The organism is Salinicola sp. CR57, assembly GCF_003206585.1.
In the GTDB taxonomy this organism is placed as follows: Bacteria; Pseudomonadota; Gammaproteobacteria; order Pseudomonadales; family Halomonadaceae; genus Salinicola; species Salinicola lusitanus.
This window is the reverse complement of the sequence record NZ_PZJL01000011.1, coordinates 103,262-120,698: the sequence shown is the minus strand read 5'-3', so window position 1 is coordinate 120,698 and position 17,437 is coordinate 103,262. Positions and strand designations below refer to the sequence as shown.

General features: G+C 63.7%; 15 protein-coding genes. 13 read left to right on the top strand and 2 right to left on the bottom strand.

Going from position 1 to position 17,437, the window contains the following annotated elements:
* Nucleotides 1-152 precede the first annotated feature (152 nt).
* Together yegS and DOM56_RS15905 are read left to right on the top strand one after the other, a co-directional pair.
* Complete coding sequence (gene yegS, locus DOM56_RS15910; RefSeq protein ID WP_110710048.1) at nt 153-1,076, top strand: lipid kinase YegS; 924 nt, start codon at nt 153-155, stop codon at nt 1,074-1,076.
* Nucleotides 1,077-1,135: 59 nt separating this feature from the next.
* Nucleotides 1,136-1,576 carry a nucleoside deaminase gene (locus tag DOM56_RS15905; protein WP_110710047.1) on the top strand — a complete coding sequence of 147 codons (441 nt, stop codon included), beginning with the start codon at nt 1,136-1,138 and terminating at the stop codon, nt 1,574-1,576.
* 118 nt (nt 1,577-1,694) lie between these two features.
* Here DOM56_RS15905 and DOM56_RS15900 read toward each other — a convergent pair whose 3' ends face one another.
* Nucleotides 1,695-1,901 (bottom strand): cold-shock protein, encoded by a 207-nt coding sequence (locus DOM56_RS15900; RefSeq protein ID WP_110600936.1) that lies wholly within the window; start codon nt 1,899-1,901, stop codon nt 1,695-1,697.
* A gap of 607 nt (nt 1,902-2,508) precedes the next feature.
* Between DOM56_RS15900 and DOM56_RS15895 the strand changes: the two genes are divergently transcribed.
* Together DOM56_RS15895 and DOM56_RS15890 are read left to right on the top strand one after the other, a co-directional pair.
* Nucleotides 2,509-2,925 carry a TM2 domain-containing protein gene (locus tag DOM56_RS15895; RefSeq protein WP_198655816.1) on the top strand — a complete coding sequence of 139 codons (417 nt, stop codon included), beginning with the start codon at nt 2,509-2,511 and terminating at the stop codon, nt 2,923-2,925.
* Between the two features lie 60 nt (nt 2,926-2,985).
* The gene (locus tag DOM56_RS15890) at nt 2,986-3,564 is read left to right on the top strand and encodes an exopolysaccharide biosynthesis protein (RefSeq protein WP_110710046.1); all 579 of its coding nucleotides are present in this window, start codon (nt 2,986-2,988) and stop codon (nt 3,562-3,564) included.
* Nucleotides 3,565-3,669: 105 nt separating this feature from the next.
* Here DOM56_RS15890 and DOM56_RS15885 read toward each other — a convergent pair whose 3' ends face one another.
* Complete coding sequence (locus DOM56_RS15885) at nt 3,670-5,646, bottom strand: transglycosylase SLT domain-containing protein (protein WP_110710045.1); 1,977 nt, start codon at nt 5,644-5,646, stop codon at nt 3,670-3,672.
* A gap of 298 nt (nt 5,647-5,944) precedes the next feature.
* On the opposite strand from DOM56_RS15885, the gene DOM56_RS15880 reads away from it, so the two are divergent.
* The 9 genes from DOM56_RS15880 to DOM56_RS15840 all read left to right on the top strand — a co-directional run bounded on the left by DOM56_RS15880 (nt 5,945) and on the right by DOM56_RS15840 (nt 17,295).
* Nucleotides 5,945-6,280 (top strand): DUF1232 domain-containing protein, encoded by a 336-nt coding sequence (locus tag DOM56_RS15880; protein WP_232822335.1) that lies wholly within the window; start codon nt 5,945-5,947, stop codon nt 6,278-6,280.
* A 123-nt stretch (nt 6,281-6,403) separates the two neighbouring features.
* Entirely contained in the window at nt 6,404-8,302 is a 1,899-nt protein-coding gene (gene htpG / locus DOM56_RS15875) for a molecular chaperone HtpG (protein WP_110710044.1), read from the top strand.
* Between the two features lie 388 nt (nt 8,303-8,690).
* Entirely contained in the window at nt 8,691-9,362 is a 672-nt protein-coding gene (locus tag DOM56_RS15870; protein ID WP_232822334.1) for a glucosaminidase domain-containing protein, read from the top strand.
* Between the two features lie 138 nt (nt 9,363-9,500).
* Entirely contained in the window at nt 9,501-10,961 is a 1,461-nt protein-coding gene (locus DOM56_RS15865; protein ID WP_110710042.1) for a protein adenylyltransferase SelO, read from the top strand.
* A gap of 383 nt (nt 10,962-11,344) precedes the next feature.
* Nucleotides 11,345-12,916: a Re/Si-specific NAD(P)(+) transhydrogenase subunit alpha gene (locus DOM56_RS15860; RefSeq protein ID WP_110710041.1), complete on the top strand. Its 1,572-nt coding sequence runs from the start codon at nt 11,345-11,347 to the stop codon at nt 12,914-12,916.
* A gap of 18 nt (nt 12,917-12,934) precedes the next feature.
* Nucleotides 12,935-14,377, top strand: coding sequence for an NAD(P)(+) transhydrogenase (Re/Si-specific) subunit beta (locus DOM56_RS15855; protein WP_110600949.1), 1,443 nt, complete (start codon nt 12,935-12,937; stop codon nt 14,375-14,377).
* A 215-nt stretch (nt 14,378-14,592) separates the two neighbouring features.
* Nucleotides 14,593-15,672, top strand: a complete 1,080-nt coding sequence (locus DOM56_RS15850) for an NAD(P)H-dependent glycerol-3-phosphate dehydrogenase (protein ID WP_232822333.1) — start codon at nt 14,593-14,595, stop codon at nt 15,670-15,672.
* Nucleotides 15,672-16,142, top strand: a complete 471-nt coding sequence (gene sixA, locus DOM56_RS15845; protein ID WP_110710039.1) for a phosphohistidine phosphatase SixA — start codon at nt 15,672-15,674, stop codon at nt 16,140-16,142. The genes DOM56_RS15850 and sixA overlap by 1 nt, the downstream gene beginning before the upstream one ends.
* Before the next feature lie 112 nt (nt 16,143-16,254).
* On the top strand, nt 16,255-17,295 hold the full coding sequence (locus DOM56_RS15840; protein WP_198655815.1) for a LacI family DNA-binding transcriptional regulator: 1,041 nt from the start codon (nt 16,255-16,257) through the stop codon (nt 17,293-17,295).
* The last annotated feature ends 142 nt before the right edge of the window (nt 17,296-17,437 follow it).

Below are 17,437 nucleotides of genomic sequence, written 5' to 3'. Positions count from 1 at the left end.
CGGGTTGCCGCTGCGTTGGCGTGAGGTTTAACACGTCGAATATCGGTATGGCGCCAACGCGCTAGAATGAGCGGGTTCGTCGTATCGACAGCGCGAGATTTCACGGCACGGCCGAGATGAATCGACCGGCCCCGGGAAAGGACGAGACAGGTATGGCCAGTCATGGCAAGGAAAGCACATGGTTGATACTCAACGGTAAATCGGCCCAGCAGCCCGAGATCCGCGATGCGGTCGAGGAGCTTCGCCGTCAAGGTCACGATCTTCAGGTTCGGGTCACCTGGGAGGGTGGAGATGGCGTCTGGATGGTGGATGCCGCGGTAGCGGGTGGCGCCGCGAGAATCATCGCCGGCGGTGGCGATGGCTCGATCAACGAGATCGTCGCCGGGCTGATGCGCCAGCCTCCGGAGCGTCGCCCGGCTCTCGGCATCCTGCCGCTGGGCAGCGCCAACGACTTCGCCCACGGCCTGAACCTGCCGATGGGTCCGCGTGACGCCTTGAAGCTGGCCCTGACCGGCAGCGTCCGGCAGGTGGATGTCGGCAAGCTCGATGACGAGGCCTTCATCAATGTGGCGTCCGGCGGGTTCGGTGCCGAGATCACGACTTCCACGCCGGTAGGATTGAAGAGACTGCTGGGCGGCGGCGCCTACTCGCTGATGGGCATGTTGAAAGCGTGGAATTACCAGCCCTTCGAAGGTCACATGCGCTGGCCGGAGGGAGAAGCGCGGGTTCCGCTCTTCATGCTGGCCATCGGTAACGGATGCCAGGCCGGTGGAGGGCAACGCCTGGCGCCCTCCGCGAGATTGGACGATGGTCTGCTCGAACTGCTGTTCGTGCGTCACTTCAACTCGTTGGGCGAGTTGAAGCGCATCATCGATGAACTCGAGAACCTCCCGCAGGATGGGGAGTTCGTGCGCTATCTTCGCGTGCCATGGGTCGAGTTCGATAGCGACGGCGCTTTCCCTCTCAATCTCGATGGTGAGCCACGACGGTACGAGCACTTCCGGGCCTCGCTCGATCGCGAGGCCTTACCGCTGGTGGTTCCCGAAGACTGCCCCTTGCTGCGTCGTGCCGGTTGATAACGGCCCGCGACAGGACGGCGTCACAACCCGATCAACGTGCTAGAGGAGAGCTCGACGTGGATGAATTCATGCAGGCGGCGGTCGAACAAGCCAGGCGCAGTCTCGACCAGGGGGGCGTGCCGATCGGGTCCGTCCTGGTCCACCGGGGTGAGATCATCGGGCGAGGGCACAATCAGCGCCAGCAGCGGGGGAGTGCCATTCTTCACGGCGAGATGGATGCCTTGGAGAATGCCGGTCGCCTCCCGGCTTCTGTCTATCGGGATTCGACGCTCTACACGACCTTGTCGCCATGCTCGATGTGCAGCGGCGCGATCCTGCTCTACGGCATACCCAGGATCGTCGTCGGCGAGAATCGAACCTTCATGGGCGAAGAGGCGTTGCTCAGAGAACGTGGGGTTGCAGTCGAGGTCCTCGACGATCCGGTGTGCCGGGAGTTGATGTCACAGTTCATCGCCGTCCATCCGGAGGTCTGGCACGAAGATATCGGCGAGCCCTGATGGGCCGGGGCTTGTGAGCTTTCGTCGCGCCCACTAAAAAGCCCACCATCCGGTGGGCTTTGCTCAAGGCGGTGAAACGCTTGGAATCGATCCCTGCGTCTGGAACCTTTGGCCGGTGTTAGCCAGCGACCTTGATGTTGGCGGCCTGAAGGCCTTTCTTGCCCTGAGTGACGTCGAAGGTAACCTTCTGGCCGTCCTGCAGAGTTTTGAAGCCTTCTGCCTGAATTTCGGAGAAGTGCGCGAACAGATCATCGCCGCCGTCATCGGGAGAGATGAAACCGTAGCCTTTGGTGTCGTTAAACCATTTGACAGTGCCAGTTGCCATTGTCGATATCCTTAACTTGCATAGTGATGTACCCGAGCCTCCCGGGGGATGCCCGAAATGCGTGGTCAGACTAGGGGGGAATGCGCACTAGGAGTTGGACGAGATCGACTAACAACTGACGACATTCTACCTGCAAACCTACGCAACGGATGTTGCATTGGGGGATATACCTGGTCAAGCGTCTGAAGGCTTGACTTTGGTAGCACCGTTTCCCATGCCCCGCTCACAAACCATAGATGGAAAATTTATGCGCGTCTACAGCCTGCCAACGCCTTTTTTCTGGGCTGATCGCGTCACACGGTATGGTTTTATTAACCCTTTTTAAGAAGATTGACAGAAAACGGTAACGCTCGCCCCGACAGGCGCCGTTACAGGCGGGGAGCACTCGGAATTTACCGTCAGCGACAGCAAGTTCGTCTCCCGGGCGTCGCGGGCGCAGCAGATATTGCGGCCCGGGCCGTGGCCGGGCCAGCATCTCGACACGCCGCTATGTATCGTGTCGGCGACCTTGGGTAAGCTGTCGCCCGCTGCTCGCGGGGCGCGTCAGCGCAGCAAGCCGGCGCCGGCCAGCGGTTTTCACACATCAAACGAGTCAGGAGCAACGCGCGTGGCACAACACGGTTTGAGTCTCAACGATACGCACAGCAAGGTCATCGGGTATCTGTTGTGGATCTTCGGGTTCACCGGAGCCCACCGGTTCTACTACGGCAAACCCGTCACCGGCACGATCTGGTTTCTGACGCTGGGGCTGTTCGGGATCGGCTGGCTGATCGACCTGTTCCTGATCCCGAGCATGGACCGCCAGGCGGACCTGCGTTTCCGGGCTGGCCCGACCAGTTACACCCTGGCGTGGATCCTGCTGACGTTCCTGGGGATCTTCGGCATTCATCGGATGTACATGGGGAAGTGGATCACCGGGTTGATCTACCTGTTGACCGGCGGCTTGTTCCTGATCGGCGTTCTCTACGACTTCTGGACGCTCAACGATCAGATCTCGTTGAAGCATGCCCGCCGTGGGCTTTGAGCGCGTCGTTCACAGGCCCGTTATCAGGATGCTAGTCATGACGTTACAGGGAGGTGACGTATGTCGGAGCGGATGAAGCTCACCGATATTCTCGAGACACTCGACCAGCAGGTCGAGGATGAGACGATAACGCTGCAGGATATCGTCGATACCTTCAATGCCCGCGGGTTCGGTCCCGTGGTGTTGCTGCCGGCGCTGATTGCATTGCTGCCCACCGGTGGCGTGCCAGGGGTGCCGAGTTTCTGCGGCATTTTCATTGCGCTGATGGCGATCCAACTGGTTTTCGGGCGCAGGAGCCCGTGGCTACCGGGCACCCTGGCCGAACGCGGCATCAGCCACGAACGGTGGCATCGCGTCACCCAGCGCGTCAGGCCCTGGACGCGGAGAATCGATCGATTTCTCGCGCCTAGGCTGTCCTGGCTGATGGGGGACGTGACCCAGCGCCTGCTGGCGCTGCTGATGGTGGTGCTGGGGCTCGGGATGATGCCATTGGAGTTGCTGCCATTCGCCGCTGCCATCCCCGCACTGGCGATCGTCATCATGGCGCTCGGCCTGACCGCCGGGGATGGGCTGATGATGCTGATCGGCCTCGCCATCACCGTGGCCGGGGGCGTCGGCCTCGGTCTCTGGCTGATCTGATCGGTTCGCGCTCCTGGCCCGTTCGACCCGAATCGCCCCGTACGCCCGGAACTGGCACTCCATTTCCGGGCGTTAAGGGCGTTGCGTCGAGCGATTGGGATCGAGTCAGTTTCGGGCGATCAGGGTGGGATCGTAATTCCCCTGGCGCTCGGCCTGGGAGAGCATGGCGACGCCCTGGGTATCGCCCTGTTTGGCCAGGCTCTCGAAGATGACCCGGTAGGCCAGCACGGCCTGCACGTAATCCCGGGTCTCCCGGAAAGGGATGCTCTCGACGAAGCGGTCGAATTCACGCGGCGCACTGGTCAGCCATCGATCCACTCGCTGGGGGCCGGCGTTGTAGGCCGCCGTCGCCGCGATCCGGTTGCCGCGATAGCGCTCCAGCATCGAATGGATGTAGGTGCTGCCCAGGCGGATGTTGATCTGAGGCTCGAACAGCTCCGAGGTGCTAGGGGCGCTGATGCCGAGATTGCGGGCGACATGGTCGGCGGTGCCCGGCATCAGCTGCATCAGCCCGCGCGCTCCCACCGGAGATGTCGCCTGCGGGTTGAAGGCACTCTCGCGCCTGGCGATACCCATCAGCAGGTAGGGATCGACCTGGTTGAGCTCGCCCCATTTGATGAACGAGTCGCGATAGGCCGCCGGAAAGCGCCAGGGCAGAGCGTCCCACTGTTTCGCGGCAATGGTGGTCTGTATCGCCATGCCGAACCAGCCCTGACGAATCGCGTAGTCGGCCAGTGCCTCGGCCTGGTCCGGTGTGTCGCGGGCGGCGGCGGTATACCACTCGCTGCGCGCCAGGCCCTCTTCGCCGATGCGCATCAGCGCCTCGGTGCGCTTGACCACCGGCAGCATGCCCGTCAGTTCCTGCTGTAACGTCGAGACTTGGGTATTGGCCATCTGCAGCTGGTAGGGCTGCCCCAGGCGATCGGCGGCGGCAAAGCCGAAAAAGCTACGATCCTGTGCGGCCAGCTGGTACGCCTGGCGCGCCTTGGCCTCGTCTCCCATCGCCTCGCTGGCGCGCCCGAGCCAGTACTGCCAATGGGCCTCCGCCCGCACGTCGGGCGGGAGCGCTTCGCTCCAGCGCGCGACATTGGGCCAATTGCCTTCAGTGACCGCATTGCGAATGCGCAGCTCGATCAGGTCGGCGTCCGCGAGACGCGGTAGCGTCGTGTCGACCCAGCCCTGATTGTTGTCGACGTCGCGAACCATGGAGTAGAACGCCAGGTCGTGCTCTATTTGGTGACGTCGCTCCTCGCTGAGCGAGACATGGGGCGCAATCTTGCGCCAGGCCTCCAGCGAGGCTTCGGTATCGGCGCGCGTCAGGCCGTGCATGGCGGCGGCGATCAGGGCACCGCTGGCCTCGCCGTCGGGCCCCAGGTCCAGCGGAACCCGGGTCACCCCGGCATAATTGCCGCGGACGCTATCGAAGCTGTCGATGGCGCGCTGCCAGCTGTCGTCAAGGCCGCGCTCGAGGTAGGTGACCAGCCCGTCCTGACCGTTCTCCCACGCCAGCATCATGCGCTCCCAGGTGTCCTCGTCGGTCAGCACGCCGCGCTGCTGAAGCGTCGAGAACAGAGTGTCGCAGGCCTCGGGCTGGGAGGCGCCAACGTGCCACAGCTTCTCCCCGCCCGCCGCGGCCTCGGCCGGATCGCGGTCGAGAAGCGCGGTGTAGTAGTAGCACTGACGGATGGTCGCGGAGGGCTCGCCATCGTTGATCGCCAGCAGGTCGTCGAAGCGTCCCAACTGACCGAAACGGGTCTGGGCGGCGCCGCGCATCCAGTCCGCCAGCGGAGAGTCGCCATGGCGAACGATGAAGTCGTTGACCTCCGCCGCAGACGCAGTGGAAAGCCGGGCGCGAAGCCTGTGGTACTCCACGTATCCGGCCAGTACATGGTCCTGTATGGCGGCCTGGTCGATATCGTCCCAGCGTCGGTCGCGGGCGGCATCCAGCGCCTGCTTCATGATCCGGTCGTCATTGGTGCTGACGTCTGGCGACGTCACGACGGCCTGTGCACCGGTGCTCAAGCCCATGGCGCCGGCCAGGCACCAGCTGAACCAACGTCTGCGGATGGGCAATGCGGGCATTGGGTCTCTCTCTTGTCAAAGCGCTCTCGTCGTCGAACGCGGCTGGTCTGATCGTGCGGTCGACGACAGCCTCGCCAGCGCGGCCATGCTGACGGCGCCAGCACCGGACGTGGCGCCGCGGCCGGGCCGTCCGCCAGGACCGGGTCGACTCATGGCGACCATCGTCGCCGATGGGGAGCGACTTGGGTAGCCCCGTTTTACAACGCCAACGTTGAATCTTGGTCGAATCGTGACCATCTAAAGAGCCAGGTAACGGCGATTGCGTCTTCTCCCCCAATCCATCACTAGAGGTTCGACCATGAATCCCTGGCGTTTCGTGACCCAGCTTTCCCGCCTCAGACAGCGTGGCGGCGCATTGGCCCGGATCGGACGCGCCTTTCGCGTCTTCGGACCCATGAGCATGGACGTCCTTCGTGGACGCTACCGTCCCATCCCGTGGGCGGCTTTCGGGTGGATGGCGCTGGCACTGGTCTATCTGGTGTCGCCGCTGGACCTGATCCCCGACTTCCTGATGATCATCGGGCTCATCGATGACGTCTTCATCGTCGGCTGGTTGCTGACGCGGGTCGACCGGGCGATGGGCGACTATCGCCGCTGGAAGGGCATCGACGACGACGAGGTCGTCGTCGACTGAACGCGCTTCCCGCGAGCATGGCTTGAAATGGGGCTGGCCAGCCCCATATCGCTGGGCACCCGATTTCGTTCGTCTTCATTTCCCGTTTCGTCTTCATCACGAAAAACCGTCAAGAGGCCATCAATGACCACCGCGACTCAAGAAGAAACGCTAGGCTTTCAGACCGAGGTCAAGCAGCTTCTCCATTTGATGATCCACTCCCTGTACTCCAACCGGGAGATTTTCCTGCGTGAGCTGATCTCCAATTCGGCTGACGCCTGCGACAAGCTGCGCTACGAGGCGCTGGAGAATGACGGCCTCTACGCCGGTGATGCCGAGTTGCGCGTCGAGATCGAGCATGACGCCGAGGCGGGCACGGTGACCGTGCGCGATACCGGTATCGGCATGAGCCGCGACGAGGTGATCAAGAACCTGGGGACGATCGCCAAGAGCGGTACCGCGGATTTCCTCAAGCAGCTCTCCGGCGAAAAGCAGAAAGACGCCAAGTTGATCGGCCAGTTCGGCGTCGGCTTCTACTCCGGCTTCATCGTCGCCGACGAGATGGTCGTGCGTACGCGCCGCGCCGACAGCGATCAGGGGGTCGAGTGGCGCTCGAAAGGCGAGGGCGAGTTCACCATCGCCGACATCGACTACCCCCAGCGCGGTACCGAGATCGTGCTTCATCTGAAGGATGACGCCAAGGAGTTCGCCGACGACTTCCGGCTCAAGAATCTGGTTCGCAAGTACTCGGATCACATCGATGTGCCGGTGCGCATGCCCAAGGTCGAGAAGGCTCGCGACGAAGAGGGCAACGAGATCGAAGGCAGCGAGACCGTCAGTTGGGAGACCGTCAACGAGGCGACCGCGCTGTGGGTGCGACCCAAGGCCGAGATCGGCGACGACGAGTACAAGGCGTTCTACAAGCATATCGCCCACGATTTCAGCGACCCGCTGACCTGGAGCCACAACAAGGTCGAAGGCAAGCTCGAGTACACCAGCCTGCTCTACGTGCCGGAGCGTGCCCCGTTCGACCTCTACCAGCGTGACGGCGTGCGCGGGCTCAAGCTCTACGTCCAGCGTGTCTTCATCATGGACGATGCCGAGGCTTTCCTGCCGCTCTATCTGCGCTTCGTCAAGGGCGTGCTGGATTCCCGCGATCTGCCGTTGAACGTCTCCCGCGAGCTGCTGCAGAAATCGCCGCAGGTCGACTCGATGAAGTCGGCGTTGACCAAGCGTGCGCTGGACATGCTCAAGAAGCTGTCGAAGGACAAGGAAGCCTATCAGACCTTCTGGAACACCTTCGGTGACGTACTGAAGGAAGGTCCGGCGGAGGATTACGCCAACCGCGACAAGATCTCGGGGCTGCTGCGTTTCTCGACCACCCATACCGACAGTGCGACGCAGGACCAGTCGCTGGCGGATTACGTCGAGCGCATGAAGGAGGGCCAGAAGAAGATTTATTACATCGTCGCGGACGGTTTCAACGCGGCCAGCCACAGCCCGCACCTGGAGATCTTCCGCAAGAAGGGGATCGAGGTCCTGCTGCTGCATGATCGCATCGACGAGTGGCTGATGAGCCATCTGACCGAGTTCGACGGCAAGTCGTTTGCCGATGTCGCCAAGGGCGATCTGGAACTCGACGACATGGCCGATGAAGCCGAGAAGCAGGCGCAGGAAGAGACGGCCAAGTCGAAAGAGGAACTGGTCAAGCGAGTCAAGGAGGTGCTGGGCGATAACGTTCAGGAGGTGCGGGTCACCCATCGCCTGACCGACTCGCCGGCCTGCGTGGTCTTGCCAGAGCACGAGATGGGCTTCCAGATGCGTCGCATGATGGAGGCGGCCGGGCAGCCGTTGCCGGAAGTGAAACCTATCCTCGAGCTCAATCCGGAACACGCCCTCGTTTCACGACTCGAAAGTACCGAGGGGGGCAATTTCGACGATCTGGCTCATATCCTGCTGGATCAGGCGGTCATTGCCGAGGGTGGCCACCTCGACGATCCGGCAGCCTACGTCAAGCGCCTCAACCTGCTGCTAAGTGCCTGATCGATATCAGGCATCGCCCATTCAGCGTGTCATGGCCGGCCTTCGTGGCCGGCCATTCTTTTACTGAAAATGGGCTAATTGCACCTTTTTTCCTCAAGTTTGCAGTCAATGGCTGGTAACCTGCCGACTTCTTTTCAACGGAGGAGCGAGCATGTCGCGTTCCTTTTTATCGTATTTGTCTGAATTTTCCCCTGTCGACTCCCGTCGACGCAGTCGTCGGAAGCTATCGCAGCACGCTGCCGTGGCCATCGTGGGACTGGGGATCACACTCAGCACTGCAACGTTTTCGATAGCGGCTCATGGCGAACCGCTCTCAAAAACTCCTCAGTCGCCCCCTCACACCGTGTCGACGCTCACATCTCGCGTTCAGCCTCCGGCACTGGATCCGGTGAGTGAGCTTCCGGATCTGGGCGAGATCAAGGCGGGCCCGAAGCGCAAGGCCGCTTTCCTGAGCATGCTGGTCCCTCTGGTGCAGGCCGAGAACGCCCGCATTCAGAGCGACCGCAACTGGCTGTTCGCGGTCAGCACCCGTGTCAATCCGCTGCGCGACGACGAGAAGGCGCGTCTGGCGCGGCTGTGCGACGCCTACGGGGTGACCTGCGAGCCGGGCCAGGTGAGCCGGGATCTGCTCAGCCGGGTCAACACCATTCCGCTCGAGATGGTAGTGATCCAGGCCGTCGAGGAGTCCGGCTGGGGCACCTCGCGCATCGCCCGCGAGAGCAACAATCTGTTCGGTATGCGCTGCTTCTCGGCCGGCTGTGGCATTGCCCAGAACGGCACCTCGCGGCGCTTCCAGGTGTTCGATAGCGTGCGTGACGGCGTCCGTGCCTATCTGCACAACCTGAACACCCATCGGGCCTATGCCCAACTGCGCCAGGAGCGCATGGTGCTGGCCACGAGTGGCCGTTCGATTTCGGCCGAGCGGTTGATCGGCAAGCTGCACAACTACTCGACGTCTCCCAACTATCAGCAGCAACTGTTGTCGCTGTTGCGCACCAACGGTGACCTGATCCGGGATCATGGCATCGACGATCCTTTCGCGGCAGGCAGCCCGGCCTGATTCGTCAGGCCGAGTCCCCGACTCGACCCGGTCATCGCGAGCGCTACCGAGGAGAGATCGTCGGGTAGCGCCGGTTCGTGTGTGACCGCTCTTTTGGGCTAGACTACAGCCAATCCCCGCCAACCCGAGGAGGCCGCCATGGCCAGCGCGACATCCCTCGAGTCACTGACCTTCGACAATGTCTGGTCTCGCTTTCCCCAGGACTTCTTCAGCCGGGTGAATCCAACCCCTTGGCGCGACACTCGGCTGCTCGACGTCAGCCCTGCGGGCGCCGCGCGGCTGGGGCTGGAGGTGGACGATATCGATCGGGATCGGTTGACAGCCCTGATGAGCGGTGAGCGCCTGCTGGACGGCATGGAGCCGCTGGCCCAGAAATACACCGGCCACCAGTTCGGTACCTACAACCCGGCGCTCGGCGACGGCCGCGGGTTGCTGCTGGGCGAGGCGATGACGCCGCAGGGGCCGATCGACCTGCATCTCAAGGGTGCCGGCCAGACACCCTACTCGCGTTTCGGCGATGGCCGCGCGGTGTTGCGCTCCTCGATCCGCGAGTATCTGGCCGGGGAGGCGATGACCGGGCTCAAGATTCCCACCACTCAGGCGTTGGCGGTGGCCATCAATGGCGAGAAGGTCATGCGCGAGCGTGTCGAACCGGGTGCGACCCTGCTGCGCCTGGCCGAGAGTCACGTCCGATTCGGTCACTTCGAATGGCTCTACCAGCAGCAGCGGGTGGAGGACATCGAGCGGCTGATGCGCCACGTGATCGATCGCCACCGCTCCGACCTGGCCCAGGAGGAGGCACCGCTCGAGGCGCTGTTCCAGGACGTGGTCACCCGCACCGCCGAACTGGTCGCCCGTTGGCAGGCGTACGGTTTCGTGCATGCGGTGATGAACACCGACAACATGTCGATTCTGGGACTGACGCTGGACTACGGTCCCTATGCGTTCATGGATCGCTTCGAGTCCAATCTGACTCCCAACCATACCGATGCCTCGGGTCGCTACGCCTTCGACCAGCAGCCGGGCGTGGCGTTGTGGAACCTGACCATACTGGGGCAATCACTGACCCCCTTGATCGAAGTGGCGCGGCTGCGTGAAATACTCGACAGCTACGAGCCTACGTTGCAGGCCGCCTACGCCATCCTGATGCGGGGGCGTCTCGGGCTCGAGACCGAGCAGGAGAGCGACGGCGAACTGATCGACGAATGGCTCGACCTGCTCGAGCGCTCGCGGGCCGATTTCCATCGCAGTTTTCGCGCACTGAGCGACCGGGATGTGGTCGGCGGCCTGTCACTGGCCGAGGAGATCGACAGCCCCGCGCTCGGTCCCTGGCTCGAGCGCTACCATCAACGCCTGGCTTGCGAGCACCGCGGGGAAACGGAGCGTCTGGCAGCGATGCGGCGTGTCAATCCGCTCTACGTCCTGCGCACCCATCTGGCGCAACAGGTGATCGAAGCAGCGGAGGAGGGCGATGCTCGCCCGCTCGCGACGTTTCGCGAGCTGCTTTCATCACCGTTCAATCGTCGACCCGGCATGGATATCTGGGCCGAGGCACCGGCGGCGAGCGCGCCACCGGTATGCCTCTCCTGTTCGTCCTGATGGCCAGGTGCCGGTGGATTCCACCGGCATTATCGGTGATAAGTCATTCGTTATAAGTTGGATAACGAAAATGTGACGTTCATTTTTTAATATTGAAAACAAGCGGTTGTTGGCGGTTTTAAACATAACGCATTCATTATGCCTGCCATAAAATATTGATCGGGTTGGTTTTTCTCCTAATTACTTGATTCGCCTCCATTCTTGCCGGAAAACTGTCGTACCTATCCACAACGCTCAACCCGATGATCGTTGCCTTCTCTGCCTGGCTCATCGCTGCCGGGCATTGGGCCGCTGCGTCATCGGCGGGCCGGTCATCGGGAATCGTTGAGCGATATACGAAAAAAGGAATCTCGACACATGGCTGATCATCGGGAGAACGACGAATGAAAATTGGGGCGCCGAAGGAGCTCGCCAAGGGAGAGGCGCGGGTGGCGCTGACGCCCGAGAGTGCGCAGCAGATAAAGAAACTGGGGCATGAGTGCCTGATCGAGAGCGGTGCAGGCGTGCTGGCCGGGTTCAGCGACGAGGCGTATCGCGATGCCGGTGTCAGCGTGGTGGAAGGCGCTGCCGCCCTTTGGCGCGAAGCCGAGGTGGTGATCAAGGTGCGCGAGCCTCTGGCCGAGGAGACCGAGCGGCTAAGGGAAGGGCAGACGCTGATCACGTTCTTCTGGCCGGCGCAGAACGAGGAGAATCTCGAGCGTTGCCGTGCCAAGGGCGCGACGGTGGTCGCCATGGACATGGTGCCGCGGATCTCGCGTGCCCAGAAGATGGACGCGCTCTCCAGCACCGCCAACATTGCCGGCTATCGTGCCGTCATCGAAGCCGGCAATCAGTTCGGGCGCTTCTTCACCGGCCAGGTGACGGCAGCGGGCAAGGTGCCGCCGGCCAAGGTGCTGATCGTCGGCGCCGGCGTCGCCGGTCTGGCGGCGATCGGTACCGCCACCAGCCTGGGCGCGGTGGTGCGCGCCTTCGACGTGCGCCCGGAAGTCGCCGAGCAGATCGAGTCGATGGGCGCCGAGTTCCTGTTCCTCGATTTCGAGGATAGCCAAGATGGCGCGGGCAGCGGCGGGTATGCGGCACCCTCCAGCCCCGAGTTTCGTGACAAGCAGCTGGCACTGTTCCGCGAGCAGGCGCCGGAAGTGGACATCGTCATCACCACCGCGCTGATCCCGGGCCGGCCGGCACCCAAGCTGTGGCTCGAGGACATGGTCGCGCTGATGAAGCCCGGTTCGGTGATCGTCGATCTGGCCGCCGAGAAGGGCGGCAACTGCGATCTGACCGTACCCGACGAGCGCATCGTCACCGACAACGGCGTGATCGTGGTCGGTTACACCGATTTCCCCTCGCGCATGGCGACCCAGGCTTCGCTGCTCTACGCCACCAACATCCGCCACATGCTGACCGATCTGACGCCGGAGAAGGATGGTGTCATCGTCCATGACATGGAGGATGACGTCATTCGTGGGGCCACGGTGACGCACGCCGGTGAAGTCACCTTCCCGCCGCCCCCGCCCAAGGTCAAGGCGATCGCGGCTGCCAAGCCCAAGCCCAAGGTCAAGGAGCCGACACCGGAGGAGAAGAAGGCGGCCGAGCACGCCGCATTCCTGGCCCAGAGCAAGCGCCAGATCGGCATTCTCGTCGCCGGTGGCGTGCTGATGTGGTTGCTGGGGATGGTCGCGCCGGCGTCGTTCATGCAGCACTTCATCGTTTTCGTCCTGGCCTGCTTCGTCGGGTTCCAGGTGATCTGGAACGTCAGTCACTCGCTGCATACGCCGTTGATGGCGGTGACCAATGCGATCTCCGGCATCGTCATCCTGGGTGCGATCATGCAGATCGGCTCCGGCAGTGGGCTGGTGGCGCTACTGGCGGCCGTCTCGGTGCTGATCGCGTCGATCAACATCGTCGGTGGCTTCCTGGTGACCCGTCGCATGCTCGCCATGTTCCAGAAATCCTGACCCGCGGAGAGAAAGGCAATGTTGCAACATGAGTTCGTTTCCGCCGCGGCGATCGCGGCGAGTGTCCTGTTCATCCTCTCCCTGGGCGGGTTGAGCAATCAGGAGAAGGCCAAGCGCGCGGTCTGGTACGGTATCGTCGGGATGGCGATCGCGGTGTTCTTCACCGCCCTGGGGCCGCTGATCGGCGGCTACGGCTGGATGATCCCGATGATGCTGGTCGGCGGTCTGGTCGGCGCCTGGCTGTCACGCAAGGTCGAGATGACCGAGATGCCGCAACTGGTGGCGGCGCTGCACAGCTTCGTCGGGCTGGCGGCGGTATTCATCGGCTGGAACGCCGAGCTGGAACGAGCCCGGGTCATGGCGATCAAGGCCGCCGGTGTCTCCTTCGACGGGCTGTCGGCGTTCGCCGCGACCCTGGCCCACAAGACGCCGGCGGAACTCGCCTTCCTGCAGGGCGAGGTGGTGCTGGGCGTGTTCATCGGTGCGGTGACGTTTACCGGCTCGGTGGTGGCGTTCGGCAAGCTGGCCGGCAGAATCGGCGGCAAGCCGCACAAGCTGCCCGGCGGGCATCTGCTCAACGCCGGCGCGGTAGCGCTGTGCCTGCTGCTGGCCATCGCCTACTTCAACGGCGCCGGCTTCTGGACGCTGTTGCTGCTGGCGGCGCTGGCGTTCTTCATCGGCTGGCATCTGATCATGGGCATCGGCGGCGCCGACATGCCGGTGGTGGTGTCGATGCTCAACAGCTACTCCGGCTGGGCGGCGGCGGCGATCGGTTTCACCCTCTCCAATGATCTGCTGATCGTCACCGGGGCCCTGGTCGGCTCCTCCGGTGCGATTCTCTCCTACATCATGTGCAAGGCGATGAACCGCAACTTCGTCAGCGTGATTCTGGGCGGCTTCGGCGGGACCCAGGGGCCGGCTGCGGAGATCGAGGGCGAGCAGATCGCCATCGACACGGGGGGCGTGGCGAGCGCGCTCAACGATGCCGACAGCGTGATCATCGTCCCCGGTTACGGCATGGCTGTGGCCCAGGCCCAGAACGCGGTGAGCGATCTGGTGCGCAAGCTGCGGGCGGCGGGCAAGGAGGTACGTTTCGGCATCCATCCCGTCGCCGGCCGCCTGCCGGGGCACATGAACGTGCTGCTGGCGGAGGCCCGCGTACCCTACGACATCGTGCTGGAGATGGACGAGATCAATGACGATTTCGCCACCACCGACGTGGTGATCGTCATCGGCTCCAACGACATCGTCAATCCGGCGGCGCAGGAAGATCCCGCGAGCCCCATCGCCGGCATGCCGGTGCTGAAGGTTTGGGAGTCGAAGCAGGTGTTCGTGTGCAAGCGAGGCCAGGGCACCGGCTACTCCGGTATCGAGAACCCGCTGTTCTTCAAGGACAACACGCGCATGCTCTACGGCGATGCCCGCGCCAGCATCGACTCGCTGGTGGGGATGATCGACTAGGTCATGTCGGCAGCGTCGGCAAGCGATGACCGGGAGGCAAGGATCGGTCGAGAGGTGGGCCGATCCTTGACGACACATGGCCGAGCCCGGCTTAGGTGCCAGGCCTGGTGACCGCGACCTGCCGTCGATATCGCTGATCCGGCAAGAGCAACGCCCCGTTTTCGGGGCGTTTTTTCGTTACACTGTGGGTATCGCTCATCGTCAATGGAACGACCATGTCAGACAAGCACGGGTCAGAACAACGCATGCAGGTCGCGGTACTCGGCGGGGGGAGTTTCGGAACCGCCATCGCCAGCATCGCCGCCGACAATGGCGCCGAGGTTCGTCAATGGCTGCGCGACGAGGCCCTGGTCGATCAGATCAACCGTGAGCACCGAAATGGCCGCTATCTGCCGGACTATCCGATCAATCCGGCAGTGGTGGCCTCCACCGATCTGGCGACCACCGTCGCCGAGGCCGCCGTGGTGTTCATCGCGATCCCCTCCAAGGCGTTCCGCCAGGTGCTTCAGCAGGTGCGCCCGCATCTGAGGCCGGAGCAGATTCTGGTCAGTACCACCAAGGGGATCCAGGCCGACGGCTTCAAGCTGATGAGCCAGGTGATCGAGGAGGAGACCGGCTCGTCGCATATCGGGGCGTTGTCCGGCCCCAACCTGGCTGCGGAGATCGCCCAGAAGCATCTCACGGCCACGGTGATCGCCAGCGACGACCCGGTGACGAGGGCCTACGTCCAGGCGGCGCTGGGCTGCAGTTACTTCCGCGTCTATGCGGGCAACGATCGTTACGGCGCGGAGCTCGGGGGCTCGCTCAAGAACATCTACGCCATCGCCGCGGGCATGGCGGCGGCGCTGGGCATGGGCGAGAATACCCGCAGCATGTTGATGACCCGGGCGCTGGCCGAGATGAGCCGCTTTGCGGTGGCCCTTGGCGCCAATCCGATGACCTTTCTGGGGCTTTCCGGCGTCGGCGACCTGATCGTGACCTGTTCATCCGAGCTGTCGCGCAACTACCGGGTCGGCTATGCCCTGGGCCAGGGACACGATCTCGACTCCGCCATCGAAGTGCTCGGCCAGGTGGCGGAAGGCGTCAACACGGTCAAGCTGGTGTGCGAGAAAGCCCGCCAGGAGGATATCTACATGCCGCTGGCCCAGGGGCTCCACCAGGTCATGTTCGGCGGCATTCCGGCCAAGGACATGGCCAAGGCGCTGATGGAGAGCGAGCAGAGCAGCGACGTCGAGTTCATGCTGTCGCGAGAGGCGGTCTCCCGCGCTCACGACCTCGCGCCGGACAACGATTGATGGGCTGGCTGGCGGTGGTGCGGCATGGCGAGGCGGGGCCCGGGCGTACTGACCGGGAGCGTCGGTTGACCCCGCGTGGCGAACACGAGGCGCAGGGCGCCGGGCGGTGGTTGGCCGCTCGTCCCGAGCTGGAAGGGGCGATGGTCTGGGCCAGCCCGTACGATCGCGCCCAGCAGACGGCGCAGGCCGTGGTCGAGGCGACGCGTTGCGACCTTGAGACCGTGGACACGATAACGCCGGATGACGATGTCGATGCCCTCGTCGAACGGCTGACGGCACTCGAGGTGTCGCGACCCTTGATCATCGTCAGCCATATGCCGCTGGTCGGCGCATTGGTCGGGCGGCTGGTCGAGGGCTCCCCTGGCGCCGGCATCGCCTTTCCGACCGCCGGCATCGCGCTGCTCGAGGCCGATGTCTGGGCGGCGGGCTGCGCCACGTCGAGGGCCTTCGTCGGGCCTCCACATGCTTGAGGCGCGAGTGGTACACCGGGATATCCAGCCTCCATTCGCTGTCGAGATAGCCCCGTTCACTGTCGAGATAGCCCCGTGCGATCCACGGAATCGATAGGCCGCCGAATGAGTCATGACAGCCATGGACGATAACAGCACCAGGGGGCGCTCTTCCCGCTCCACCGGCAGCGCACGTCTGACCGACGTGGCGCGGGTGGCGGGCGTGGCGCCAATGACCGTGTCGCGGGCCCTCAATCGGCCGGAGCTGGTCAGCGAAAGCACGCGGCTGCGGGTGCAGCGGGCGGTACTGGAGACCGGCTACGTGCCCAACCGGGTTGCCGGCGCACTGGCGTCGAGCCGCAGCCGACTGGTGGCGCTGCTGGTGCCGACGGTGGCGCACTCGCTGTTCGCCGAGGTGGTGCAGACGGTGATGGGCGTCCTGGCCCCGCAAGGTTATCAGGTGCTGCTGGGCCTGACCGGCTACACGCCGGAACAGGAGGAGACGATTCTCGAGACCGTGCTGAGCCGCCGTCCCGACGGGATCGTGCTGACCGGCTGCCGTCATTCGGCGCTGACGCGTCAGCGACTCCTGTCGGCCAAGGTGCCGCTGGTCGAGATCTGGGACATGAGCGACGACCCGGTAGACATGCTGGTCGGGTTCTCTCATGAAGCGGTGGGGCGTGCCGTGGCCGAGCACCTGCTGGCACGCGGCTATCGCCGGTTCGGGCTCATCAGTGCGGACGATTCCCGCGGCAGGCGCCGCGTCGCCGGATTCATCGCCGGGCTCGAGGGCGCGGGCGAGGGCACCTATCAGCTGCGCGAGGTCGGTACACCCTCGAGCATGCCCTGGGGGCGAGGCATGAGCGCCGAGTTGCTCGATAGTCATTCGCTCGATGCGATCGTCTGCAGTTCCGATATCCTTGCCTTGGGTGTGCTGGCGGAAGCGCAGAGCCGCGGGCTGGCGGTGCCGGATCGACTGGCGATCATGGGCTTCGGCGACAGCAGCTATGCGGGTGCCAGCTTTCCGGCGCTGAGCACCGTGCGTATCGACGGCGCCGCCATCGGCCTGCGCGCGGCCGAGCACCTGCTCCAGCGGATGGCCCAGCCGACGTTCGAGCGCGCGGGCCAATCCCAGGATGTCGGCTTCGAGATCATCGATCGCGACACCACCTGACCGCTCCGAATCCGTCAGAGGCGCCTTTCATTCTTTGGTCGAAGCCGCTCTTGCGGTGCTTTGTCATACAAACTGATTGCGCTAACATTTCCTCGTTCAAGACTCGAATGCTGTGGTGATAACGCAACCATTCGCAGCGCCG

Bases quoted from the DNA above. Each gene is read 5' to 3' on its own strand.
- yegS (WP_110710048.1), top strand. From the start codon at position 153: ATGGCCAGTCATGGCAAGGAAAGCACATGGTTGATACTCAACGGTAAA.
- DOM56_RS15900 (WP_110600936.1), bottom strand. From the start codon at position 1,901: ATGGCAACTGGCACTGTCAAATGGTTTAACGACACCAAAGGCTACGGT.
- DOM56_RS15890 (WP_110710046.1), top strand. From the start codon at position 2,986: ATGTCGGAGCGGATGAAGCTCACCGATATTCTCGAGACACTCGACCAG.
- DOM56_RS15885 (WP_110710045.1), bottom strand. From the start codon at position 5,646: ATGCCCGCATTGCCCATCCGCAGACGTTGGTTCAGCTGGTGCCTGGCC.
- DOM56_RS15880 (WP_232822335.1), top strand. From the start codon at position 5,945: ATGAATCCCTGGCGTTTCGTGACCCAGCTTTCCCGCCTCAGACAGCGT.
- htpG (WP_110710044.1), top strand. From the start codon at position 6,404: ATGACCACCGCGACTCAAGAAGAAACGCTAGGCTTTCAGACCGAGGTC.
- DOM56_RS15865 (WP_110710042.1), top strand. From the start codon at position 9,501: ATGGCCAGCGCGACATCCCTCGAGTCACTGACCTTCGACAATGTCTGG.
- DOM56_RS15860 (WP_110710041.1), top strand. From the start codon at position 11,345: ATGAAAATTGGGGCGCCGAAGGAGCTCGCCAAGGGAGAGGCGCGGGTG.
- DOM56_RS15855 (WP_110600949.1), top strand. From the start codon at position 12,935: ATGTTGCAACATGAGTTCGTTTCCGCCGCGGCGATCGCGGCGAGTGTC.
- DOM56_RS15850 (WP_232822333.1), top strand. From the start codon at position 14,593: ATGTCAGACAAGCACGGGTCAGAACAACGCATGCAGGTCGCGGTACTC.
- sixA (WP_110710039.1), top strand. From the start codon at position 15,672: ATGGGCTGGCTGGCGGTGGTGCGGCATGGCGAGGCGGGGCCCGGGCGT.
- DOM56_RS15840 (WP_198655815.1), top strand. From the start codon at position 16,255: ATGACAGCCATGGACGATAACAGCACCAGGGGGCGCTCTTCCCGCTCC.